At 65.1% G+C, this 23918-nt stretch carries 16 protein-coding genes and 1 other RNA gene; 6 read left to right on the forward strand and 11 right to left on the reverse strand.

The window, feature by feature from the left end:
* Positions 1-93: 93 nt before the first annotated feature.
* The 4 genes from ssrA to K1X74_13710 all read right to left on the reverse strand — a co-directional run bounded on the left by ssrA (position 94) and on the right by K1X74_13710 (position 5387).
* Positions 94-456, reverse strand: a transfer-messenger RNA (tmRNA) gene (ssrA, locus tag K1X74_13695).
* Positions 457-722: 266 nt separating this feature from the next.
* On the reverse strand, positions 723-2606 hold the full coding sequence (locus tag K1X74_13700; protein ID MBX7167378.1) for a hypothetical protein: 1884 nt from the start codon (positions 2604-2606) through the stop codon (positions 723-725).
* 506 nt (positions 2607-3112) lie between these two features.
* On the reverse strand, positions 3113-3904 hold the full coding sequence (locus K1X74_13705; protein MBX7167379.1) for an undecaprenyl-diphosphate phosphatase: 792 nt from the start codon (positions 3902-3904) through the stop codon (positions 3113-3115).
* A 151-nt stretch (positions 3905-4055) separates the two neighbouring features.
* Complete coding sequence (locus K1X74_13710) at positions 4056-5387, reverse strand: PQQ-binding-like beta-propeller repeat protein (GenBank protein MBX7167380.1); 1332 nt, start codon at positions 5385-5387, stop codon at positions 4056-4058.
* A 368-nt stretch (positions 5388-5755) separates the two neighbouring features.
* Between K1X74_13710 and K1X74_13715 the strand changes: the two genes are divergently transcribed.
* Positions 5756-9757: a hypothetical protein gene (locus K1X74_13715; protein MBX7167381.1), complete on the forward strand. Its 4002-nt coding sequence runs from the start codon at positions 5756-5758 to the stop codon at positions 9755-9757.
* 25 nt (positions 9758-9782) lie between these two features.
* On the forward strand, positions 9783-10730 hold the full coding sequence (locus tag K1X74_13720) for an aminotransferase class IV (GenBank protein ID MBX7167382.1): 948 nt from the start codon (positions 9783-9785) through the stop codon (positions 10728-10730).
* Here K1X74_13720 and hemW read toward each other — a convergent pair.
* The 4 genes from hemW to K1X74_13740 form a co-directional block, all read right to left on the reverse strand.
* Positions 10727-11878, reverse strand: coding sequence for a radical SAM family heme chaperone HemW (gene hemW / locus K1X74_13725; GenBank protein MBX7167383.1), 1152 nt, complete (start codon positions 11876-11878; stop codon positions 10727-10729). The two genes, K1X74_13720 and hemW, sit on opposite strands and share 4 nt — an antisense overlap.
* The gene (locus K1X74_13730) at positions 11878-12852 is read right to left on the reverse strand and encodes an amidohydrolase family protein (protein ID MBX7167384.1); all 975 of its coding nucleotides are present in this window, start codon (positions 12850-12852) and stop codon (positions 11878-11880) included. The genes hemW and K1X74_13730 overlap by 1 nt, the downstream gene beginning before the upstream one ends.
* A 9-nt stretch (positions 12853-12861) precedes the next feature.
* Positions 12862-13701 carry a metal-dependent hydrolase gene (locus tag K1X74_13735; GenBank protein ID MBX7167385.1) on the reverse strand — a complete coding sequence of 280 codons (840 nt, stop codon included), beginning with the start codon at positions 13699-13701 and terminating at the stop codon, positions 12862-12864.
* Positions 13702-13853: 152 nt separating this feature from the next.
* Positions 13854-14696 carry a segregation/condensation protein A gene (locus K1X74_13740; GenBank protein ID MBX7167386.1) on the reverse strand — a complete coding sequence of 281 codons (843 nt, stop codon included), beginning with the start codon at positions 14694-14696 and terminating at the stop codon, positions 13854-13856.
* Between the two features lie 253 nt (positions 14697-14949).
* Here K1X74_13740 and K1X74_13745 point away from each other — a divergent pair, with 253 nt between their 5' ends.
* Positions 14950-15807 carry a hypothetical protein gene (locus K1X74_13745; protein ID MBX7167387.1) on the forward strand — a complete coding sequence of 286 codons (858 nt, stop codon included), beginning with the start codon at positions 14950-14952 and terminating at the stop codon, positions 15805-15807.
* Between the two features lie 16 nt (positions 15808-15823).
* On the opposite strand, the gene K1X74_13750 is transcribed toward K1X74_13745, so the two are convergent.
* The 3 genes from K1X74_13750 to rlmJ form a co-directional block, all read right to left on the reverse strand.
* Positions 15824-18295 (reverse strand): hypothetical protein, encoded by a 2472-nt coding sequence (locus K1X74_13750; protein MBX7167388.1) that lies wholly within the window; start codon positions 18293-18295, stop codon positions 15824-15826.
* Between the two features lie 270 nt (positions 18296-18565).
* Positions 18566-18946, reverse strand: a complete 381-nt coding sequence (locus K1X74_13755) for a cupin domain-containing protein (GenBank protein ID MBX7167389.1) — start codon at positions 18944-18946, stop codon at positions 18566-18568.
* Positions 18947-18969: 23 nt separating this feature from the next.
* A complete protein-coding gene (gene rlmJ, locus K1X74_13760) occupies positions 18970-19605 on the reverse strand; it encodes a 23S rRNA (adenine(2030)-N(6))-methyltransferase RlmJ (GenBank protein MBX7167390.1) in 636 nt (211 codons plus the stop codon).
* A 146-nt stretch (positions 19606-19751) separates the two neighbouring features.
* Here rlmJ and K1X74_13765 point away from each other — a divergent pair, with 146 nt between their 5' ends.
* The 3 genes from K1X74_13765 to ispD all read left to right on the forward strand — a co-directional run bounded on the left by K1X74_13765 (position 19752) and on the right by ispD (position 23898).
* Positions 19752-21092: a peptidylprolyl isomerase gene (locus K1X74_13765; GenBank protein MBX7167391.1), complete on the forward strand. Its 1341-nt coding sequence runs from the start codon at positions 19752-19754 to the stop codon at positions 21090-21092.
* Positions 21093-21101: 9 nt separating this feature from the next.
* Complete coding sequence (locus K1X74_13770; GenBank protein ID MBX7167392.1) at positions 21102-23078, forward strand: 4Fe-4S dicluster domain-containing protein; 1977 nt, start codon at positions 21102-21104, stop codon at positions 23076-23078.
* 79 nt (positions 23079-23157) lie between these two features.
* Entirely contained in the window at positions 23158-23898 is a 741-nt protein-coding gene (gene ispD, locus K1X74_13775; GenBank protein ID MBX7167393.1) for a 2-C-methyl-D-erythritol 4-phosphate cytidylyltransferase, read from the forward strand.
* The last annotated feature ends 20 nt before the right edge of the window (positions 23899-23918 follow it).

A 23918-nucleotide genomic window follows, 5' to 3' on the forward strand; every position in this document is an offset into this window, starting at 1 on the left:
TGGCGCTGAATCCATAAACGACGCAAGCCCTTCCGGGGAAGGGCTTTTGGCGTTGGATGACGCCGAGGCTCATCCAGAGTCACAATTGGCAAATAGTGGAGGCGGCGGGAATCGAACCCGCGTCCCGCGACATTTCCATGTCGGCTTCTACGTGTGTAGCCGGGTTGATTTACTCCTTCGCCGCGGCTCCCCTACCGGCCGGGTTGGGCAGCGGCTATCCGGGAACTTGTTTTAGCCTTGGCCGTGCCCAGCAGTGAACCAAGGCGATTCGGATTTAGCGTCCGACTTTTGGGCCTCTCCGACTAAGGCCCGCAGTCGGGACTACCTGTGTTTAGGCAGCCAGAGCAAACGAATCTTCGGCAATTGAAGATGCGGTCAGCTTTTAACGTGGCCAACTGACCAACCACGACACGCCACCAACACTTCTAGCTGTCCGGTCGATACCATTTCGCCCCCGACGGGCACGAAGTGCCGTAAGCAATCTCTCTTCGGCACAATTATAGGAGAACTTTGGGGCCGGGGCCACGGCTGCCTGGTGGCCGGGCGTGCCTTCCCCCCTCACGCCTGGCCTGAAAAAGCCCCTGGCTTGCGGCAGAAATTGGCTCCTCGGGGCGGTCGAGTCTCGATAGTGCCGGACACCCCTGCGATTCGGGCTGCAAGGACGCCGGTAGCGTGGGCCGGCAGGCGATCGACCGGTCGTCCACGCGTCGACTCGGGCGGCGTTACGCTCCGGCGTCGTGCGGCGCCAGGCGGCGTCTCCGCCGTAGTTCGCGCATCAGCAGGCCTACGGCGCCCATCCCCAGCAGCACAATCCCACTCGGCTCGGGCACGGCGACCAGGCATTCGGCGACAACCTGGCCCGAGAGACGCGCGCCAAAGGGCTCGAAGCCTTCAAACGGCACGTCGAACGCGTAGGGAAATACCAGCCGGTACTTGAGGCCGCCGTGCCCATCCGGCACTCCCTCGAAGTGGCCGCGGATTTCGTCGCTGCCCAGTGCGTTCACGGCCCCGTCGAGCGGAAACGAATCCGAGCCGACCAGATCGTGAATCGGCCCCATCGAATCGTAATCGATTTGGCCGGCGACTGTCTGGAATCGAATGCCCGCGGTCGAAAAAGACATGTCGGCCAAATCGAGCTCGATACGCTCGTCGGCCGAGATTCGGATCTGGGCGCCAGTCATGTTGAACGTAACCGTTCCTAGTCCGCCTAGATCGAGCACCCCTGAGGCATCCGGTGCGGTCAGCAGGGAAGCGTTGATGTAAAACGCATCGATGTTTTCAGGCGTCGAGTGCGGGATCAGTTCGATGGTCGTGTCGAGGTGTCCCTCGAGCGAGCTGTGAACGACCTGGCTGATGGGATCTGCACCCGCGATCAGGCTGACATTCAGAGACGATTCGTCGTCGATGACTTCCAAGGTGCAGTCTTCGAGCTCGGGCCGCGTGGCTACGTAGAGCAACGATTGCAAGGGATCTCCCGGGCCGGCAACAAGCGATTGCGTGACGACCGCGAGGGCCAGTTGACCGTGGTTGTTGAAACCTTGATGCGTGAAGTCCACGGCAACTACCTGGCGACCGTCGATCGCATCGCCCGAAGTGAGCAGTCCCACGTCCTGACCGTTGTCGATAAACCGGACACCCGCCTCGACGTTTTCGGCCACATAGACCATCTGGCCGAAATCGTTGATCGCCGGCTCGCTCACCGTGCCGTCGACTAGGGGATCGAAGCCAGGTCCGCCGAAGTTGCGAGTTGCTACGGGCGTGATTCCGGTTTCGTCGGCCAAGTAAACCGTGTGTGGGAACGCGAAACCTGCCGAGAACCAGGGAGCATTGAACAAGACCTGCCCCGCTGCGTTCACGTCGAATCCGTATGGCCACCCGAGGGCATCCGTTGCCGAGTTGTAGACGTCGACCGCATTGCTCGAGACCGCGTCGTAGCGCGTCAAGGCGGCCACGCCGCTCTGAAAACGCAAGGTGTAGACGTTGCCCTGCTGATCGATCTGCGGACGCACGAAGTTGGGAACCGAGTTCGACGTCGTCACTGTCGTGGGCCCCGCGCCGCTGACGTCGGACAAAAACAGCCCATGCGCAACACTGGCCGTGGCGCCCAGCGCCAGGACTTGTCCCGCGTCGTTCAACGAGGGAACCGCGAACGCTTCGGTCAGTGGGTTGCCGGTCGTGGAGCCAATCGTCACCTGGGTCGTGGTGCCGTTGTCCCACAGGTTGTAGACCGTGGGCGAGTCGGCGCCCGGAAACAGGACCTGGTCCAGGTTGTTCAACTGCTGCTCGCCCATCGTGGTCACGACGCCGCCCGAGGGAAGCACGTCGCCGTCCGAGTAAATCGTCGACACCATGCCGCGGCGGCTGAGATACAGGCCCTCGACGCCGTTGGAATCGACGCCGACGAACAGCAACGAACCACGATCGTTGAGGTGGAGCGGGCCGTAGAGAGAGCTCAGCCCGAGTTGGTCGGCATCCGCCACCAGTCGATAGGTCCAATAGTCGGCCGTGCGATGGTTGTCGGCCAACAGCGTTCCGGAAGCGAGGCCGAGGACGGCCAGCGTCGCCCCAAACCAGAGGAGGCAACGACGTAGCGCTGCGCGGATCATGATCGTGTCCCCTTTGTATCGTAAGCAACGCACAGCAACTTCAGGGATGCCACGACGCCTGTGTCAGGGCATCGCCGACGGGCGACCAAGGCGCGAGCCGTTCCTTGCCGGAAGGGGGCGAGATGCGAACGCTTCGCTGCCGGGCAGATCGCTCCAGGCGAGATGCCTGGCGAAGAACCGAAGCCGATCGTTGCACCGCTCGCGCCACGCCAGATCCACGGGCTTGGTCGCTTGCGTAGGATTTGCCGCCAGGCAGTTCAGGCCTGGCGGGAATGCGGTGCGTTCACGGGCAACATCTTCAAGAGAAGATCGAGAAACCAATCGCGAGAGTAGGGGGGCAATAAGCCCTTGTCAAGCAACACGCGCAACCAGCCGGTTCGCACAACGGTCGGATGTTTCACTGCGGTCCGTATTCACGCGATGGAATTGGTGTTTGGCGTCAGCACTTGGGCCCTGAATAACGGTCAGAGGAGTTCGCTGAACGGATTCAAACATGCAATGCGCCTCTACCGCAGCGAAAGTTGCCAGATGACTGCGAGCATCCCGACCGGGATGCACCACCAGGCGAATTGGGCGAAGCGCCCGCGGTTCAGAAGGCGCAGCAGCAGCGTCAGGGCCGCTACGCCGACGACAAACGACACGAGCGCCCCCAAGGCGAGCGTGCCGGGCGAGTCGGAAACGGTCGCGCCGCCCAACGCCAGTTCGGCGATTTCGAGCACCGCCGCGCCGACGATCGCCGGAATCACCAGCAGGAATGAAAACGTGGCCGACGATTCACGCGAGAGGCCCATCATCAGCCCGGCCGTAATCGTCGTGCCGCTGCGCGAAATGCCCGGCAAGATCGCCGTGGCTTGAAACAGTCCGATCACCAGCGCCTGCTTGAACGAGATGTTCGGATACAGCGTCGGACCCGACGGAAAACGCGACGACCACAGCAGCACCAGGCCCGTCACCGGCAGGAAGCAGCCGGCGGCCAGGGGGCTTTCGAGAAACTCTTTGCCGTAGTGCCGCAGCGGCAGCCCCAGCACGACGGCCGGGACGGTCCCGACGACCATCAAGGCCAGGACGCGCCGGTCCTCGTAGAGCAGCCGCCAGATGCGATTCCAGTAGACGACGAACACGCTGGCCAGCGTGCCCACGTGGAGAGCGATGGTCATCGTGATGGAATCGGGCAGCGTGCGTTGGCTGTATTGCCGGAACAGCGCGTTGAGAATGGCCAAGTGGCCATCGGAACTGATGGGCAGAAACTCGGTAATGCCCTGAACAATCCCCAGCAGGATGGTGAATCCGAGGTCCATGACGTTGGGCCGGAGCAAAGAAAAGGAAGCGACGCTCGAGTGAACCGGCCGCCCGGGGCCGCGCACACAAGCGGCCTAGGGTATCGGGGCGGCGGCGCGCGTCCAAGATGCCCCTGGTTGACCGGCGAGGAGAAGACCGCTCAGGTGCCGCTCACTTGGGAGCGAACGGATCGTCTTCTGCGGGTGGCTCGTCCGCGGGTGCATCCGCGGGCGGGGCATCGTCAGCGGCGGGTGCATCGCCGGCGGGTGCGTCATCTGCAGCAGGTGCCTCAGCGGCGGGTTCGTCGGCCGGGGCCCCTTCGTCTGCGGCCGGCGACGAGGTTCCAATCCGCGAAGGCCGTCGCACGGGACGATCGGGAAGCTTTTGGTGGACCAGCGGTTTGTCGCGACCGATCTCGTGGAGGCACTGCAAGATGCCCGATTCCGTGCCCAGGTAGATGCGGTCGGTGGTGACGTTCGTCACGCGCAGCGTCAGCCCCACCGCCGGCACGGAAGCCAGGCGTGATCCGGAGTTGGCGTCGATCACGGTGAGCTGATCGTGCTCGTCACCCGCATAGAGACGCGACTCGTTGGCAGCCAGTAGTTGGGTAATCCCCGGCGACCACCACCGTTCGCTGCCATCGGCCGCCGCGACACGGAACATGCCGCCTTGCTCGGCGAGGATATAGACACTGTCACCGACGGGAACGGGGACGTGCGAAACCGGGTTCCCCGCCGCAAACCGCCACAGTTCGGTGCCTTCGCCATCGCGAAGGGCATAGACATACCAGTCTCGGGACGACGCATAAACCGCGTCGTTCCCATAGCTGACGGCCGTCACGGGGCCGCCGGTCTTGACCTGGTATTCGTTTTGGAATCGCACCAGCGAAAAACTCATGACGCGGCCGGTTTCCGTGCCCCAGACGATCGAGTGGGGCGTGACGATCGGCCGGCCGAAGATGATGCCCGATCCACGTTGCGCGTGGTCTTCCGACCGCGGTTCATCGATGCTCACCGAAACCATCGTGCCGTCGAGGCAGGGCATGAACACGCGCTCGAACGACACCGCGGGCGAATGGGCCGGCGTGTGATGAATCTTTTTCGACCAGGCGATCTGGCCGGTCACCCGATCGATCAGGTAGAGCGTCACGCCATTGGCAACCGCCGCGTATTTGTCGTTCGCCCCCACGCCGGAGGAAGGCTGATTGGGATTCGCGAGGCGGACGCTCCATCGGCTGACGCCGGTCTCCGAGTCGAGGCATTGGACGACCCCGCGCACGGTCTGGACAAACACCGCATCGCGATCGACGAGGACGCGTTCGATGCGGTCGATCGCAGAATCGAGGTCGACGTGCACGACCCAGGCGCGATGCAGTCCGTACCGCTGGGCGGTTGGCTCGGCGATGACCGCGCTGCGGCCCACCGCCTGGGCTGCCGCCACCGCGGGGCGGCCGGCAAGTGCCAACACGAGGCAAACGAACGCGAAACCGGTGCGGGTGCGCATGAAAACTCGCAGGGGGGCACGAATGGCTGACGATTCGCCCGCTTCGAGGCGAAACGGGGCTCCTAGATGGATTCCATCATACTCAGCCCCGCCACGCCGCGTTCGCAGGCGGAGGGTGGTGCCCGCCAAACCGCCGCCCCGGCCGTGCCAGTGACTCCCATTATGCGGGCTCTGCGGGAGGGTCGACGGAAAACGGCCGAAAACACCCCGGCCGACCCCCTCCTAGACCATCGCTACTGCCATTTTCTACGATACGGCTGGACGTCTGCCGTCTCGGGGCAATAAGCCCCCGGCGGGCGACCCCCCTTTGAGCCGGCTTGGGTTCGATGGGCCGCGGACGGGCGGCTAGCGCATGCCGAGGGTTTCCCATGGTCCAATTCGATCAGCTCGGCCCCGACGTTGCGGGGGCATTGGACGAGATGATCGGCTATGTGAATTTCTCGTCGGGCGCGCCGGACCAGAAGTTTCAGCGCCGACTGGCCGACGTGTTTGCCGCGATCGAAGCGGCCTGCGCGACGGGGAAATCGAAGAAATCCGCGACACGCTGTGCGGAGGCGCCCTGGGGCCACCTGGGCCGCCTGTGGGCCCGGCGCATCGACGAGGTCGAAGGCAGCACACCCGCGTTTGCTGAGCTGGCCCAGGCCCGGTCCGTCGTGGCGGCCGTGTTTTCGTCACTGCTGCCGGCCTACCGCCAACATCATCGCGATTTGCTCGCCCACCAGCCGGACGAGGCGTTGTTCCGCCCCTTGTTCCTGGCCCGGGCCTGCGAGGCGTATTTGAAGGCGGGTCCGCCCTGGGAAGAGCAGGACCGGCTCCAGCGGACGGCGCTTGAGCAATTGAACGTGTTCCTGGGCTACCGTCCCCTGGCGGTCCTGGAACGCAAGAAGCTCGAGCCCTACGACCACGAGCGCGTGGCCCCTGTGCCGCTGTACTTTCGCGGCGTGGGCGTCGCCGTCGGTCGCTACGCGGAAATCGTCACCCTGGCGTTGGCCACGCTGCAAGACACACCCAGCGAGCTGCTCACCAACGCCGGATTGGACGTCAATCTCCTGGACGAATTGTCGCTCGATCCGCGCGCTTACGACTTCGATCATCCGGCAAACAAGCGGCTGAACTATCACTTCGGCCAATGGGACCCCGACCTGGTCGACAACGCGGGCAATTACCGCCGTTTCGTGTTGACCCAGGTCACGCTCGATTCGCTCTTGGAACGCGTCGACGAGTTGCAAGGGGCCATGCCGCGCGAGGAACTCGTGGCCGAGGCCGCGGCCGTCTTGGCGGGCGTCATGTTGATGGCGGCGGCCATCACCGGTTCAGGCCCCGCCGCGCACGATTCGAGCGTCACGCTGGCGTCGCTCGTTCCCAAGGTGGCGCAGCTACGCGATCGCTTCTATGAGCGGCTGATCGAGCAATTGCCGCCCGACCACCGTCGCCGGCTGAAGGCCGAGGCCGTTTCGCTGCGACAGCCGTTCGCCGGCGCGCGGCAGCATCTGAATCGAGCCTTGGCCCGGCGCCGGGCCATTCAATTGCAACACGTACACCTGGCCGGGTTGTTTGCCCGGCTGGGATATCCCGATTCGGCGCGGCGACAGGTCGCCGTCGTGCAAGTGGCCTCGGCCCGCATGCGCTGCGAGATCGACTGCATGCTCACGGCAGGGCATTATGAACTGGCGCGAGGCGAAGTGGGCGAGGCCCGGAACCGCCTCACCGCGGCCATCGACCTGCTGCACCGGGCCATTCATTGTGGGGCCCTGGTCGATCCCTGGAACATGCTGGGGTTTGCCGGGAATTTCAGCCTGTTTCCCGCGGTCGAAAACACGGTGCACGATCACCGCGTCGACGAGTTGATCGAGCTGGTCGAGCGGATCTTCGGCCTCTGCACCCGGGCCATGCGCGAAGCCGCGGCGGCCGGCAACACGGCGCTAGTCGGCGAATTGGCCGATCAAACCGAGTCTCTGGCCTCGTGGTGGGACCAGTTTGCTTCGGTCGAGGTCGAATCCCTTGACAGTTTTTCCGGCCTGGAATTGTGGGAATCGGGCGTGCACGTGGCCGCCGCACTGCGGGCCTGGCACGAGGCGGGCGCCGCTGCCGGCGACGTGGCCTTCTGGCGCAATCACGTCGACAAGTTCGATTCCCCCAAGGCGTTTGCCCTCGTGGTCGAGACGTTGCTGGACAAGCACGATCATGTCTCGGCCCTGGCGCTGCTCGTGCAATGGCTCAGCGTGGCCGACGAGCTGCCACTGGCCGACGCCGAGCATTCGTTCCACAATCTCGCGATCCGCTGGGTGCAAGAAATCCAGCCGCTCGACGCTACGTCGCCCGAGGCGGTCCGGCAGAGCTGGCAGCAGTCGTGCCGGCTCTTGGACTTCTTCGAGGCGAACGCCGAGGAGTACTGGGACGTTCCCGTTTTCGAGCTGGGCCCGGAAATCTCCAGCGAGGAGCTCTGGGAATGGATGCACAACGAGTGGGGCGAGGAAGGCGAGGCCGAGGAGGACGAAGACGGGATCTATTCGGCCGCCTATGACGACGTCACCTATCGCGACAGCACGGACGACGACAACGAGTCGGAACTGCTCGAGGCCGGCAGTCTCGAGACGGAGTTCGAGCTCGACCTCGAAGCAGGGCGAATTCGTGATCGGCTCGGCTTCCTGGTCACCTTGGCCCGGATCTGGCGAATCGCCTCGGCCAACCTGCTACGCAACACCAAGGGGCAGATCGACGACGCCCAGCGCGAGGTGCTGACCATCTGGTGCCGCCGTGCCGAGGAGAATCGCCGCCGGCTCGCCGAGCTGCTCCGTGTCGTGCATCGGCACCCGCTCGAGCCGCTCTCTGGCAATCAGCAGGCCATGGTCGAATTCGACCGCCGCCGCCAGGTCAAGCTCGCGCTGCTCGAACGAATCGTCGCGGCCGGCGTCGAATATGGCGACGCCGTGCGGGTGATCAGCGCATCGTTGGGGGCCGCGGGCGCCGAACCGTCGGGCGAGACCGAACGCGGCAAGGGACTCGCCCGTTGGGAGCGCCCCGTCGTCGGCCTATTGCGCGCCTTGTCGCTGGCCGATCGTGCAGTGGCGCAGGCACGATTCGCCGAAGTGCTCGCCGTACTCGAACAACAGCCCGTGTTATATGTCCCCTTGTCGCGCGGCGGTGGCCCACAACGGGTGCAAGCCGCACAGCACGTTCTGAAGGTCGTGCGCCAACTGCTGGTCGCATTGCCTCGCAGCGGCCTGCACGCCGAGGCTTTCCAGCTCCTGGCTTCCGTGCAACGCATCGAGCGCGAATTTGTGCCCGGCGCAGGCGCGGTCACCGAGTTCGACCGGCTGTATCAGCTCGGGTTCACGGGCATGGTCGAGGGGCTGCTCCGCAGCGCCGGCGACAATGCCTCGGATGCCGAGATCGTCGACGGGCTGCATCACCTCACCGAGCTGGCCCTGCAGCGGTGGCTCGAGCACAGCCGCTCGCTACGCTTGTCGGTGCTCGAACGCGTTTCGGACGAGGAAAGCTGGAATCAGCTCAAGTCGTTCATCGAGCGCTATGGCCACGACCTGTTCACGCAGCGGTTTCTCAATTTTGGACACGTCCGCGCGATTCTGCACCAAGGCGTCGGCGCCTGGCTCGAAGCATTGGTCGCCGACCCGGAGCGCGAACACCGGTTTCGCCTGCTCGATGAACTCGACAGCCGGATTTCGCGCGACACGGCCATTTCGCATCTCGAAGTCGTGCTCGAAGCGGTCGTGGAGAACTATGTCGAATACCGCGACTACAACAGCACCACCACGCAATCCGACCGCGGCGAGCTGTTGTTCGTGCTCTTGGACTTTCTGCGATTGAAGGCCAACTACCAACGCATCGCCTGGAACTTGCGCCCGGTGTTTCAGGCCCACGAAGTGCTCGTGCGCCATGGCCGGACCGAGGCGGCCGAGCTGTGGCAGCAAGCCGTGGCCGAGCGGACCGCTGATATTGCCGGTTGGCATCGGCGCCGCTTGGGCCAACTGGTTGACAAATACGGCGTGCGGCTACCGACCGTGGCCGATCGCATCGCGGAGAACTTCACCCGGCCCCTGGCCGTCGATCGCGTGCGCGCCCTACTGTCGCTCGTAAGGATCGATCCACAAACGGGCAAGTCGACCGGGGGCACCGGCCTGGTCGAGCAGCTCGAACAGGAACTTGTCGAGTTCACCGAGCAGCCGACCGGCGTCGGGCTCGACGTGCCCGATTGGCTGAGTGCCTTGGAGGAAGAGGAGCAGGAGTTGTCGGCGCCGCGCGGCGTGGCCCAGTTGAGCATTGTCGAGATTCTCGTGCCGCAGGCGAACCTGAGCCTGGCCGAGACCCTCGATCAATTGCGCACGTTGAGCGACGATCAACCCACTTAGCCCGACCCCGGGAGCACCGTCGCGGATGAGCGAACGCGTTGTCTATTGGAACGGTCGTTTGGTGCCCGAGGCCGAGGCCCGGCTCTCGATCTACGACTCGGCGTTAACGATGGGCGACATGGCGTTCGAAGTCACGCGGACGATACGCCACGCTCCGTATCGCCTCGACGATCACCTGGCCCGGCTGTTTCACTCGCTGTCGTGCCTGCAGATCGATCCGGGACTGTCGCTCGGCGAATTGCGTGCAGCCACGGAAGCGACGCTTGCGCGCAATTTGCCCACGGCCGATCCGAGCGTCGACTGGAATATCATTCACAACGTGTCCCGTGGTCCCGCCGCCGCATTCCAGGAAGCGTTCGCGCCGGAGGATCTTCGTCCCACGGTGTTGATCAGTTGCTTTCCGATGTTCCGCAAGCTCGCGCAGCTTGCCCCGGCGTATGACACGGGCATCGAACTGGTGGTGCCGCCGCAGCGGGCCTTGCCACACGAGCTGCTCGACCTCGGCATCAAGACCCGGAGCCGGTTGCACTATCAACTAGCCAACCTGCAGGCTGCCGAACGCTGCGCGGGCAGCACGCCCATCATGGTCGATCCCGACGGCTTTCTGACCGAGAGCACCAGCGGCAACGTGTTCATCGTCGAGCGCGGCGTACTGCTGACCCCCGAGCCGCGGAATCTGCTTCCCGGCATCACGCGCGACACGGTCTTGCACCTGGCCGCCACGACCGATACGCCCTGGCGCGAGGCGAATATCACGGTCGCCCAGGCCGCAGCGGCCGCAGAGTTGTTCGTCACCTCGACGAGCATCGGCGTGCTGCACGGCCGCAGCTTCAACGGGCAGCGCGTGGGCGACGGCACCATCGGACCGGTCACGCGCCGCTTGCGCGCGGCGCTGCATGCCGCGGTGGGGCTCGACTTTGCCGAGCAGGCCCGGGAATACGCCCGAAGGCTCGAGTCTAAAACTCCGGACTAGCGCCGCAGCACGCGCGGCCAGATCGCATCGCTGACGACCAACCCAGCGCGGGTCAGGGCGATGCGACGACCGTCGTCGGCCAGCAGTGCCAGGTGCCGCAAGCGCGGCAGCTCAGGTCCCAGCAGCTCGTCGATTTCAAAGCCCCATTGCGCCGCGAAACTGGCGCGCTCGATGCCCTCGACGCGTCGCAGCCCGAGCACCAGGGCTTCGCGGGCACGGTCTTCGCTGCCCAGCGTTTCGCGTTCGGCCACCGGCGATTCGCCTGCCCGAAGTCGTTTGATCCAGTTCGTGGTGCTGCGGTGATTCACCTCGCGGCGTCCGGCGACATAGCGCGCGGCGCCGGGGCCTGCGGCCCAGTAACTGGCCCCGGCCCAGTACACCTCGTTGTGCCGGCAGCGATGACCTGGCCGGGCAAAGTTTGAGATTTCGTAGTGTTCGAACCCGGCGTCGGCCAACCGATCGATCGCGGCCAGGTACATCGATCGCTGGGTCTCTTCGTCGCGTTCCACGAGCGCGCCGTGTTCGCGTCTTGACCAGAATCTCGTGCCCTTTTCGTAGGTCAGTCCGTAGGTCGAGACATGATCGACCGGCAGGGTCACGGCTTCGGCCAGATCGTGTTGCCAATCATTCAGCGATTCGCCTGGCGCGGCGAAGATCAGGTCGATTGCGACGCTCCTGGCGAACCCCCTGGCCAGCTCGACGCTGCGGCCGATGTCTGCGGCCGTGTGGTCACGTTCGAGTGTCTGCAGTTTTTCGATTCGAAACGATTGCACGCCTAGGCTGACGCGGTTCACTCCCGCGGCAGCGAGCACATCCGCGCGCGGCCGGTCGAGATCGCCGGGGTTGGCCTCGACCGAGAATTCGCCCCCAGGGGCCAAGACAAACCATTGCGTCACCAAGCGCAACAACCGTTCTAACGGCTCGGGTGGCAGCCGCGTCGGCGTGCCACCGCCGAGAAACAGCGTCGCGACTGTCCGTGGTTGCTCGAGCGCCTGCAATTCGATCTGCAAGGCGTCGAGATACGGTTCGATCAGATCGTCCCGCGCGGCGACGACCGTGAAATTGCAGTAGCCGCAACGATGCACGCAGAACGGCACGTGCACATAGGCTGCCCGCGGCTCGGGCGTGGCCGTCAACGGATGGGTCATCACGAATTCAACTGCAACAGCCGGCGCGCGTTTTCACGACTGATCTTGGCGCGCACGTCCTCGGGGACGTCGATGCGGGCCAGCAAATCGAATTGCGGGACCTCCTGCCCCGGCGAAAGGTAATCGGTACCGAAGAGCAGTCGGTCGGCGCGGCGAACCAGGAATTCACGGCCGAACGTTGCGTCGCGCTCGATGGCCCGGGCGCCGCTGCCGGCCGACAGATCGCCATACAAGTTGGGGTGTTTGTCCATCAAAGCGTCGATCGCTCCGCCCGGTGCGACGGTGCCCGTTGGGTAACCGCCCAGATCGGCCTGGGTTACCTGCCCTGAGATCGACGCCCACCAGCCCGGGCCGTGGCCGATGAACGTCGCATTTGGAAACTGCGCCAAGACGCGGGCCAGGCCCGGCAAACCGGGCTCGTCGAGGTTGCGTTCGTTGTCGAGGTGGAACAGCACGGGCAACCCGACTTCGGAGCAGGCTTCGTAGAGCCGCAGATTGCGTGGATCATCGATTCGCACGCCTGGTTTGTGCTCGCCAAATCCTTTGGCCCCGGCCTCGGCATAGCGTTTCAGCATCTCGTTCAGACCGCGCTGTCCGCCGCTGTAACTGGTGCGCGGATCGACCGAGCAGAAGGGAATCAGCCGCTCGCGGTAGGGCTGTGTCTGAGCCAAGACGAAATCGGTCGACAACGGAAAACTCGACGCCTCGGGCGAGACCAGCGGCAAGACGACCGCTTGCGCGATCTCGTGCGCGTCCATCCAGCGTAGCAAGGCCTCGGCCGACAGCACTTCGGTCGAATTCCACGTGCGGCCCAGATGCGTGTGGACGTCGACGAAGCCGTTAGCGGGCGTCGCGGCAGCCGCCGCACGTCGCCAGAGCGAAAGGCTCGCCCCCGCAGCCAGCAGTGTGGCCTGCTTGAGCCACTGTCTTCGCTGGATCGGGGGACCGGAGAACGGGCTCGTCACAGCGGCCATCGGGGCACCTCACAGCCAAAGATGCAGCCGGCCGCCCAGCATGTCGGGCAGGGCCCGGCCCACGATCTCACGAATCTGCTTTTGATGGTACCGGGTGCTGAAGTGCGACGCGACGATCAACTCGTTCTTGAACCGGTCCCGGCGTTCGATCAGGTCGTCGAGATGCATATGGCCGAAACGGTGGATCTTTTCCTTGCGATGGCCGGGCGCGACAAATGTCAGCTCGGTGATCAGGATTTGAGCTTCGAACATCGCGGGACAGTTGTCGAGTCCGGCCGGTGCGCTATCGCCGACGTAGGCCACGATCGGCACGCGGCGTTCTTCGGTCACGTCGACGCCCGAGAGCCGCAGGTCGCGAATCTGCTCGCCGGCGAGCCCTTGGTACTCCGTCTTCAGCTTGCGCCGACGTTCCCATACGACGAATCCCAGCGAGGGGACCGTATGGCGCGTTTCGGAAACCGACACCACGTGCTCGCGCGACAGTTCGATCTCGTCGCCGGGCTTGGTCGGCACGAGTTGGCATGGCATCCGGCCGCGGTCCAGCCGGGTGAACAGTCGCAAGATCCGCTCGACGTGTTCGACCGTCGACTCGGGCAAGTAGATGACCGGCGGCTCCATCTTCATCATCCGCCGCCGGGCGATATAGACGGGCAGGGCCGCGATATGATCGAGGTGGGCATGGCTCACGAACCACGTTTGCGTGCCCATGAAAGCCCAGGGCTGCCCGCCGAGATCGAAACCGAGCTTCAATTCGGGCAGCCGCCAATAGGTCTGCACGGCCGCGCGGGAATAACCTTCGATGGTCAGTCCCTTGTGCTCGAGCGTCTTGACGGGCAGGTTTTGTATCATCGTGGGCACAGCGGCGACCGCAAACCAGCTCGCCTGAAGGAGGAACTTGCGAGCGGTCATCGCCCGTTCGCGAGATTGCCAGACACCCCCTGCCCGGCGAGCAAACCACCCAGTTTAGACGAGCGCGATGCCGGGACAACGGGGGTGGCGAGTCAAGAGTCGGACTCAACCGGCGGTTCTTCGGCCAAGGGCTCGTCTTCCGTATCGGCCGTGGGGTCCGGAGCATCGGCGACCGGGGGCGGCTGGTAGTTGTCCGCCGCGCTCAAATCCAGCGTCGCGCCGGTGCGTTCACCGGGCAACAGCCAGATGTTGCCGAATAGCTGGTCCTGTTCCGCCCGTACGTCGTGGTGCCGCACCAATTCGAGGATCGCCAGAAAGATGCCGATCAAGGTCGATTTGTGCATTCCCTGTTCGAACAGGTCGGCCAGCGATACTTGGCGTTCGGCTAACAGTCGCTGATGGATGCGGCCCATGAACACATGGATCGGCGTCTCGTCGTAGATGATGTTCGAGGGCTGCGACGTCTGGCTGTCGCGAATCATCCGGGCCAGGGCGCTGACCAGGTCCCAGAGCTCGACTTCTTTGAGAGGCTCATTGGCCCAATCGCGGCCGCGCGGCGCATCGTGGGCGCTGCGGGCAAAGCGTTCCTGCCATTGCCGGCTCCGCTCGTCGAGCAGGCTCGCGGCGTCTTTGAACCGCTTGTACTCGAGCAACTGCCGCACCAGCTCTTGCCGCGGGTCCTCGATCGGCGTTTCTTCCTCTTCTGCGTGCGGCAGCACCATCCGCGATTTGATTTCGATCAGCGTGCTGGCCATTTCGAGGAAATCGCCGACCGCGTTGACGTCGAGTAACTTGAGCACTTCGAGATAGGCCAGGTACTGCTCGGCGATCAAGGCGACCGGGATATCCGTGATTTCTACCTCGTGCTTGCGCACCAGGTAGAGCAGCAAGTCGAGGGGGCCGCGAAAGATATCGAGATCGACGCGAAAAGCCATCACTCTGCCGCTATGCCTCACGACCACGATGCCCAAACACAACACCGATGCGACACCTGGCAAGCCTACCGCGATTTGGCCGGTGCGACTAGCACGACCGCGACCCCTCGCCTTCCGCAGGCGCTGAGGCTTTGAAGGTGCCGGCCATGTCGCAAGCTATGCTTGCGTGGCGAATCTGCGGGCGCCTGTCACCCATGCTCCGTTCGGAGCCGGCCCGCAACGTGTGTTCGCCCCAATCGTGAGAAGCTAAGGCATGTTGGGCTTGTCGGGCGTGCAAGTCAGGGCCATCCAGAACCTGAATGACGCGGTCGGCGAAATGAGCGCCGTGACGCTACGGCTGGCGAGTTTGAGACGCATCAACTCGGCCGCCGACGACCCGGCGGGACTGATCGCCGTGACGCAGATCGAAGACGAGCTTTCGGCCCTCGAGGCCGCGGACCACGGCACCGACTCGGCCGGGGCGGTCGTCGACGTGGCCGACAGCGCGCTGGCGCAGGTCGGCGAGCTGCTGCGGCGGATCGATGGGCACGTCGTCAGCGCCGCCGGCGATACCATCAGCGAGGACGAACGCGCAGCGCTGCAAATCGAGGTCGATGCCGCCATCGACGCGATCGACCGCATCGGCCGGACCACCGAATTCAACGGCGTCAACCTGCTCGACGGCTCGCTCGGCGACGGTTTGACCTATGTGCTGGCGGCCCGAGCCGACCAGACCGCCCGGCTCGATCTGCCGGTGGTCAGCCGCACGTCGCTGGGCAGTACCGCCGCGCGCTTGGCCGAGTTGGCTACTGGCGGTTCGCTCAACCTGGCCAGCGGGAACATCGCCCAGGCGGCTTCCGTCGTCGAATCGGCACGCCGCCAGGTGGCGTCCGCGCGGGCTGGTCTGGGTGCCTTTGCCCGATTCACGCTCGATTCGTCCCGTGAAGTCAACGCGGCGAAACAAGTCGGCCTGACAGCCGCGCTCGCACAACTCGACGAGGTCAACGTGGCGGCCGAATCATCGCGACTGGTACGTGCGCGTTTGTTGGCGAGCACGTCGATGGCCGCGCTGCGTACGGTCGTCGATCGCCGCTCGGCCCCGATCGAGCTGGCCGACTTGCTGGGCCCTTAGCCCGGCGTGCGGTGCTTTAGTTGCCCGCCGGCTGGCGACTCGCCATGACGGCCGGCGCGAGCTTCCGTTGCGGCCCCAAGGCGGCGCCCAACCAGCCGTCGGTCACGACGAACTGCGTCAGGGTCAGGCCGTCGAGACGCGGGTCTTCGCTCAGTTGCGCGGGCCACAGGCTGATCGTGCGATCCTTGGCGAAGATCTTGCTGAACACGCCGCGCAGGGCCACCTGCGATTTGGTCGACAGCCGCGGACCGGCCAACCGCACGACACCTTCACGCACCAGCGCGGGCTCGGCGCGATCGAGGCTCGGGCGATAATCGACCAGCACGGTGAAATTGCGCCAGGCATGTCCGTCGGCCTTCATTTCGGCAATCGACAACGAAAGCCGCAACAGGCCGTCGTCGCAGCGGACGTTCAGGGCGTCGTTCGTCGCGAACCGCACCGTGACGTCGTCGCGCAGATCGGCGGGCGCCGGCTTGGCGGGGCGATTCAATTTCGCCCGGATCTGAGCATAGGCTTCGGCCAGGCTCATCTGCCGGCCGGCCAGGTCGAGCTGTTCGAGCAGGTTGTTCAACGCCGATTGGTGGATCTGCACGCTCGCTAGGCTGTCGCTGGGCGCCTGCGGACGCGGCGTATGCGCGGCCAATTGCTCGATGCCGGCCAGCCGTGCCCGGGCCACGAGCCGATGCTCGGTCGTCTGCATTTCGACAATTTGCGGGTCCAGGCCCAGTTCGACGAGCGTGTCGAACACTTCGTGATGGAATCGCGCGCTGGCGGCGCGGACTTTGTCGCCCGCTTCGCGCTGGATGCGCGAGGCCGCCTGCTGGGCAATCTTGCGCTCCGACTCGCGCCGGGCGGCCGGCGTGCTTTCCGCCTGGCGATTCCGGGCGATGCGCTGAGCGAACATGCCCATGAAGGGCACGTTGTCGAAGTCCGTCCGGACGTCGCGCAGCCGGACTTCCGTGTTGGCCGTGGCCCGTGGTTCGTCGATTTCCAGACCCTGCGGTCCGAGGGCCAACAATTGCCGCACCGTGTACACCGAATTGCTGTTCGCGTAGATCGTCGCCGGACCGCTGGTCGTACCCGTGTGGGCCGAGATCGAGCCGCTCGCTTCCAGCGCCAGCCGCAAGCGAGTCGGATCGGGTTCGAGGCGCACGTTCATCCGCGTAAAAATCGTGCTGCGGCCACGCACGGGCAGGCCCAGGATCGTGTCGCGCACCGTGGTCTCGATCACCGGCTGGCTCGGAATGAAACGTGCCAGCAGCTCATCGCTCAGCGCTACACGCAGATTGGCGTTGCGATAGTTGTTCTCCAGGTGGCGTCCGAGTGCCAGCCCCTCGGTCGACTGCGAGGCGACGAGCACCTGTGCGGCATTGGCCAGCCGGGCGGCATCGCTCGTCAGGCCCGAGGCTTCGTAGCGCTCGATGCTCGCCAGCAGATCGCCGCTGCGCACCGGCTCCATGGCCCAGGGGCGCAGTTCGGCCGCCAGCGCCGCCAGGGGACCCGCGCTGACGAACGCCCGCTGGTCGCTGCCCAGCCCCTTGGCGGCCAACCGTTCGAGCACCCGGACCGCGAGTTCGCGCTGCTTGTCGGCCGGCAAGCTGCGGCCCGAGGCCAATTGATCGAGCGCGTCGACCATCAGGTACGCACGCCAATCTTTGCCCTGCACGCTGCCGGCCGTTTGTCGCTCGACGGCCGTGAGCGCCAGCGCCAACCGATCCGGGTCGGGCACCGCTGCGATCGACTCGGTTGCCGCCGTGGCCCGCATGGCGAGGTCCCAGACAGCCAGCCGGCGCTCCAGGGCATGCCGGACCCTGTGCAGTTGGCTGGCCGTCGGGACCGTCGCCCCATGCGTGGCGAGACGTTGCGCATCGGCCATAGCATCGCGCAGCGCGGCGAGCGCCGCCGCCCGGTCCGCAGTCGACATGCGGCCGGCGACGACCTCGCGCACCAGGCTGCTCGCCCGCAGTGCCCAGACCCCGGCGTGCTCATCGGCAGCCAGCCGATCGAGCATCCGCAAGAGCGCGACCGGTTCTTGCCAAGTTTGCGGCGCGGCGACCGAGGCGGTCGCGGCAGGCTGGCTTGGCGTCGGGGTGGGCTCGGTCAACACGTCCAAGTCGAACCGAGGATCGACCTGCAGCTCGCTGGGCGCGGAATACGACTTGCGGGTCGTCCGCGATGCCAACAGCGCGGGATCAGGCTCGGGGCCTTGGACCGGACGCGCGGGGGAGTCGGCCGGAATCGCCGGCAGCGGTTCGATCGAGCATTGCCGAGCGGCCGGCGGATCGATCGGGGCCACCTCGGCACGTAGCGGTGCCTGAGGTGGGGCGGCCGCGACGGGTTCGGACAGGACCACCACGACCGGGGCGGCCGCAGAGGGCGACGCGGGCGCCGCCACGTAACTGCCTCGGGCTGCCCACAGACGGCCTACCCTGTTCTTGCGGGCCACGCTCTCCCAGCCCCGGGGCGCACCCAGGCTAAGGATGAACAAGCAGGCAAGAATGCTCAAAAATGGCCAGGTAGGGGTCTGCCTTGGACGGTCCATGAGAGTCCCTAATCCATTAAGGCGATTCTGCGCGCGCTTTCCCAAATTGCGCACTCTCGAAGTACAGCAGGTATCGGTAGCTTGCGTGCTCTAAGTGAAATGAGAGTTATGAAGTGATTGCGGTGACTGTATTAGTTGGGTCGCCGCTTGCACTTAGGTCGGCATGCACGCTGGCATCAAGCCGAGTGCGCTGCCCCGGGAAGGAGTCCGGCCAGATCAGCCGGCCGAGGGGATAGAGTCGAGCAAGACGGTGTCGACGTGCTCATAGGCGGGAGCACAGCAGCAGAGGAAACACAGGGTCTCGTCGCCAATGTTGGTGATCATGTGGGGAGCCCCGGGCGGAATTGCAATCGCATCGCCAGGGCCCACCGCGCACACTTCTGGACCGATCTGCATGCGCCCCAGGCCACGGGTCAGGTAGTAAATCTCTTCCGTCGCGGGATGGTAGTGCGGCGTAGTCGATTGGCCGGGCGCAAGGCGAGCCTCGGCGAGGCTTTGGTTACGAATCACGGAATTGCGATGCGCGAGCAGTTCTCGAATCTCGGAACCATCGGCCGTGATAAACGCCGGCACCTGATCGATGTTCTTGATGTCCATGCAGGGACCTCCGAGGAGCGAGTTTATGGATTGCGCGGCTCGATCTCCAGGATGCCGATGACCGACGGCGGATAAGGCCGGCGATCCCAATCGCTGGACCGGGGGATGCGCGTCCAATCCCAGTCCAGGTCGCTTTCGAGCACGAGCAGGCTGTCGGCCGGCGCGCGAGCGACGAGCCCTGCGACCAGCGCGATCATCGAGTCAGGCTGCGAACGGTACAGCTCGTAGGGGGGACACACGAATACCAGCCATGGACGATCGGCCGGCAGCTCCGCACGGTCGAACCAGGCAAAGGTGTCAGCCGCAATGACCTCGGTGCGTGCGCCGACCGCCAGCGTTGCGGCATTGCGCTCGATCACTTCGGCAGTCGGCCGATGAAGTTCGAGAAACAGAGCCTTGGTTGCGCCGCGGCTGAGAGCTTCCAGGCCCATCGCCCCGGTCCCAGCAAACAGATCGAGGGCCAATTTGCCGCGTACGGCCGTTCCGAGGCGATTGAAGGTGGCCTCGCGCAGGCGATCCTTCATCGGTCTGGTACGCAGATCGCCGCTATAGGCGAGTTTGCGGCCGCGGAATTCGCCCCCCACGATCCGCAAGGGGATCTCGCTACCGCTTGATTCGGCCGGTGCGGTTCGTCGCCGAGCAGAAGATTTACGTTTCATGGCCACCGTTCGGGATGCTGCCGCGACGGGCCGCGAGCCGAGTACTTCGCCGCCGCGGCTGGACGCTTATAATTCGCTCTTCGTTATGGTAGCCTAACGCCGCTTCGTCGCTTGGTTTGTCCTCGTTTTCCAAGGTGTATACCTCGATGTCTGCCCGTGCCGCGAACTCGTGCTCTTGCTGGAATCGTTGGTTGCTCGTCGCCGTTGCACTCGCCTGGTGGGTTGCAGCGACTCCTGCCGCATCGGCTCAAGACCCGCCGGCCCCCGAAACGCCTGCTGCGACCGATCCGCCGGCCGACCAGCCTCCCGCCGAATCGCCGCCCGCCGAGACCCCGCCTGCCGAGACCCCGCCCGCCGAACCGGCGCCGGCCGCCGAGCAACCGGCTGAGACGCCGGCCGAACAACCGCCGGCCGACCAGCCTGCCGCTGCGCCGGGCGGCGACTTCAAGGCGCTGTTCGCCAAGTTCAAGGAACTGATCGTCCAATTGCGCACGTTGCAGGAAAAGTACAAGCTCACGAAGCCCGATGAGCGGCCGGGAGTCGAGGCCGAGTTCAACGCGGCGCTGGCCCAGGGCAACGAACTGACGCCGCAGTTGCAGGCCGCCGCCGAAGCCGAATTCAAGGCCGCGCCGAACGAGGACGCCGATTGTGCGAATTTCCTCGCGTCGGTCGTGGCAGCCGCGGCGGCCGACGATCGGTACGAAGAAGCCGATCGCGTGGCGCAGATCTTGTTCGACGGCAACTATCCGAACAAGGCCCTGTGCAACGAGGCCGGCATCGCCGCGTTTGTGCTGGGCGATTACGACAAGGCCGAACGGCTGCTCAAGGAAGGCGAAGCCGCCGGGGCGCTGAATCCCTTGGGTAAGAATTACTTGGGCCTGGTTGCCGAATACCGCGAGTTGAGCAAGCAGGAGCAGGCCTTGCGCGCCGCCGAAGCCACGGCGAACGACCTGCCGCGCGTGCTGCTGAAAACGACCAAGGGTGACATCACGATCGAGTTGTTCGAGAACGAGGCCCCCAACACGGTGGCCAACTTTATCAGCCTGGTCGAATCGGGCCTCTACAACGGGCTCACCTTCCACCGCGTGATTGGCAACTTCATGGCCCAAGGCGGCGATCCCAAGGGCGACGGCTCGGGCGGTCCCGGCTACGAAATCGCCTGCGAAAGCTACCAGCCGAATCACCGCAATCATTTTCGCGGCTCGCTCAGCATGGCGCATGCCGGTCGCGACACGGGCGGCTCGCAGTTCTTCCTGACGTTCGTGCCTACGGCGCACCTGAACGGCAAGCACACGGTGTTTGGCCGGGTCATCGAGGGGATGGACGTATTGCCCTTGCTCGAGCGCACCGAGGGGCGACCGAACGCCAAGCCCGACAAGATTATCGAGGCCACGGTGCTGCGCAAGCGCGATCACGAGTACAAGCCGGTCAAGATGGGCGGAGCGGAGGCAGCACCGACGGAAAACCCGCCGGCAAGCACCCCGTAGTCGCCGCCCATGAGCCCCGAGCAAATCACGCGGCCCATTCTCTGGAACGTGGGCCTGCCGACGAAGATCGCCATGTACGTGCTCCTGGCGGTGTCGTTGGCCGTGTTCGGCTACGGTCTATCGCGGCGCATCAAAGTCTGGCGGCGCGGCAGGCAGACTTCCGCGCCCCTGAATCTCTCGGCGGCCTGCCGACGCTTGCTGCGCCACGTGTTTTTGCAGCGGCGCATCGCGCGAATCCCCTGGGCCTGGAGCAGCCACATGCTGCTGTTCTACGGCTTCATCGTGCTGTTCATCGGTACTGTGTGCGTGGCCCTCGAAGACTACGGCGTCTTCCATTTCTTCTACGGGACCTTCTATCTCACGCTTTCCTGCCTGCTCGACTTGTTCGGGCTGGGGTTCGTCGTGGCGCTGGCGATGGCGATGGCGCGCCGTGCCGGAGTGACGCAAGTGCGGCCTTCGAGCACGCCGGTCGATGCGGCGATTCTCTGGTTGCTGATGGCGATCGGGATCAGCGGTTTTCTCATCGAAGGGTTGCGCATCGCGGCGCTGCGGCCTGATTTCGAGCAAGTCTCGTTCGTCGGCTGGGCGCTCGCCGGGGCGTGGGCCCGCGCAGGCTTCTCGCCACAGGCCGCTGTGCTCCCGCACTTTGCGTTCTGGTGGTTGCACATGCTGCTGGTGTTTGGGTTCATCGCGCTGGTGCCCTACACCAAGCTGCTGCATTTTCTGATTGCTCCGATGCACATTGCGCGCACTCCCGAGCATGCCTCGGGCCATTTTTCGCCGGTGAGCCTGGAGGAGGTTGAAGAGACAGGTCGCGTCGGGGTCGGCACGATGGCCGACTTTACCCAGGCCGAACTGATCAGCTTCGATGCTTGCACCCAATGCCGGCGATGCGAGACGGCTTGTCCCGCTTGGAATACCGCGAAGCCGCTGTCGCCGATGCGTGTCGTTCTCGATCTGGCCGCGGCCGGCGAACACGAAGGGTCGCTGCACGATTCGGTCATCTCGGCCGAGACGCTCTGGTCGTGTACGACGTGCGGCGCGTGCGTGCGACAATGCCCCGTGCTGATCAATCAGCTGGGAGCGATCGTTGAGTTGCGCCGGCACTTGGTGGGCGAGGGGCATGTGCTCGGCAGTGCGCAGGGCGCGCTGCGCAGCATCGCGGCGACGGGTAACCCTTGGGGTTTGCCGCGGGCCGATCGCGCGGCCTGGGCCGCAGGGCTCGACGTCCCGACGATCGACGAAATGCCGAACCCGGAGGTGCTGTTCTGGGTCGGATGTGCTGGAAGCTACGATCGGCGGAACCAACAGGTAAGCCGCGCGTTGGCCCAAATCATGCAAGCAGCCGGCGTCAAGTTCGCCATCCTGGGGCGCCACGAACAATGCACCGGCGACCCGGCCCGGCGGCTGGGCGACGATTTCACCTTTCTCGAGGCAGCCCAGGCGAATGTCGAAACGATCAACGCCACCGGTTGCCGGCGGATCGTCACCGCGTGCGCACATTGCTTCAATACGTTGTCGAATGAATATCCCGATTACGGTGGCCACTGGCAGGTCGAACACCATACGAAGTTCATCGCCGACTTACTCGCGGCAGGTCGCTTGCAGTTTGCGCCGGGTGCCGAAACTGGGGCGGTTACCTTCCACGATCCGTGTTACCTGTCGCGGCATAACGGCGGCGCCGACGCTCCCCGGGCCGTGCTCGGCGCCGTGGCCGATAAGCGATTGCCGATCGTCGAGCCGGAGCAGCACGGGCCCAACGGTTTCTGCTGCGGGGCCGGAGGCGGGCGGATGTGGATGGAAGAGGACATCGACAAACGGGTCAATTTCCGGCGTTTTGCGCAGCTCAAGGCGACGGGAGCCAAGACCGTGGCCGTCGGCTGCCCGTTTTGCATGACCATGCTGGACGATGCGAGCAAGAACGACGAGGCGGCCGGCATCGCGGTGAAAGATGTGGCCGAACTGGTCGCCGCACGGCTGGCCTAGCGTGCCCCACGCCGCGGCTTGACGCACCCTGGCGAAAGCCGAGAATCGAAGCGCATTCCCGTCGAGGAGGCTTGCCCGCGTGCCAAAATTCGCCGTCATTTTGCCTGCCGCGGGCCGCAGCAGCCGGTTTCGCGACCAGAACTACAAGAAGCCGTTTGCGCCGTTGGCGAATCGGCCGGTGTGGATGTATTCGGCCGAGCGATTTTTGAATCGCGACGACGTCAAGCAAGTCAGCCTGGTGATCGCGCCGGAAGACCGCGAATACGTCGAGTCGAAATTCGCCGCGAACCTGGCCATCCTCGGCATTCAACTGATCGAGGGCGGACAGGAACGCGCCGATTCAGTGGAGAGGGCCCTGGCGCGCGTCCCCGCCGAGTGCGATTACGTCTGCGTGCACGACGCGGCCCGCCCGTGCGTGGCCGATGTCTGGATCGACGCCGTGTTTGCCGAGGCCGTGAGGACCGGCGCGGCCATCTTGGCCGTTCCCGTGTCCGGCACGCTGAAACGCGTCTCGTCGCAGCACGTCATCGAGCAAACCGTCTCGCGCGAGGGGCTCTGGGAAGCCCAGACGCCGCAGGTGTTTCGCCGTGACTTGTTATTGGCCGCTTACTCCCAGCGCCAAGGCCAGAACATGACCGACGACGCCCAGGTGATGGAACACGCCGGACATGCGGTGAGCATCGTGCCGGGCTCGCCCGTCAACCTGAAAATTACGACACAGGAAGATTTGCGCCTGGCCGAGCAGGCCCTCAAGGCATTGCCCAAGCCGAAGCTCACGGGGCCCGCCCACCCGTTCGCCGGCGACGACCTGTGGCGTTGACGCCGTGCCCGACGGCGCAG

The organism is Pirellulales bacterium (assembly GCA_019694435.1).
GTDB lineage: Bacteria > Planctomycetota > Planctomycetia > Pirellulales > JAEUIK01 > JAIBBZ01.

Excerpts from the sequence above, each read along its gene's own strand:
- K1X74_13730 (MBX7167384.1), bottom strand. The coding sequence starts at position 12,852 with ATGGCCGCTGTGACGAGCCCGTTCTCCGGTCCCCCGATCCAGCGAAGA.
- K1X74_13720 (MBX7167382.1), top strand. The coding sequence starts at position 9,783 with ATGAGCGAACGCGTTGTCTATTGGAACGGTCGTTTGGTGCCCGAGGCC.
- K1X74_13745 (MBX7167387.1), top strand. The coding sequence starts at position 14,950 with ATGTTGGGCTTGTCGGGCGTGCAAGTCAGGGCCATCCAGAACCTGAAT.
- K1X74_13700 (MBX7167378.1), bottom strand. The coding sequence starts at position 2,606 with ATGATCCGCGCAGCGCTACGTCGTTGCCTCCTCTGGTTTGGGGCGACG.
- K1X74_13715 (MBX7167381.1), top strand. The coding sequence starts at position 5,756 with ATGGTCCAATTCGATCAGCTCGGCCCCGACGTTGCGGGGGCATTGGAC.
- K1X74_13710 (MBX7167380.1), bottom strand. The coding sequence starts at position 5,387 with ATGCGCACCCGCACCGGTTTCGCGTTCGTTTGCCTCGTGTTGGCACTT.
- K1X74_13735 (MBX7167385.1), bottom strand. The coding sequence starts at position 13,701 with ATGATACAAAACCTGCCCGTCAAGACGCTCGAGCACAAGGGACTGACC.
- rlmJ (MBX7167390.1), bottom strand. The coding sequence starts at position 19,605 with ATGAAACGTAAATCTTCTGCTCGGCGACGAACCGCACCGGCCGAATCA.
- K1X74_13740 (MBX7167386.1), bottom strand. The coding sequence starts at position 14,696 with ATGGCTTTTCGCGTCGATCTCGATATCTTTCGCGGCCCCCTCGACTTG.
- K1X74_13770 (MBX7167392.1), top strand. The coding sequence starts at position 21,102 with ATGAGCCCCGAGCAAATCACGCGGCCCATTCTCTGGAACGTGGGCCTG.
- K1X74_13755 (MBX7167389.1), bottom strand. The coding sequence starts at position 18,946 with ATGGACATCAAGAACATCGATCAGGTGCCGGCGTTTATCACGGCCGAT.
- K1X74_13705 (MBX7167379.1), bottom strand. The coding sequence starts at position 3,904 with ATGGACCTCGGATTCACCATCCTGCTGGGGATTGTTCAGGGCATTACC.
- hemW (MBX7167383.1), bottom strand. The coding sequence starts at position 11,878 with ATGACCCATCCGTTGACGGCCACGCCCGAGCCGCGGGCAGCCTATGTG.
- K1X74_13765 (MBX7167391.1), top strand. The coding sequence starts at position 19,752 with ATGTCTGCCCGTGCCGCGAACTCGTGCTCTTGCTGGAATCGTTGGTTG.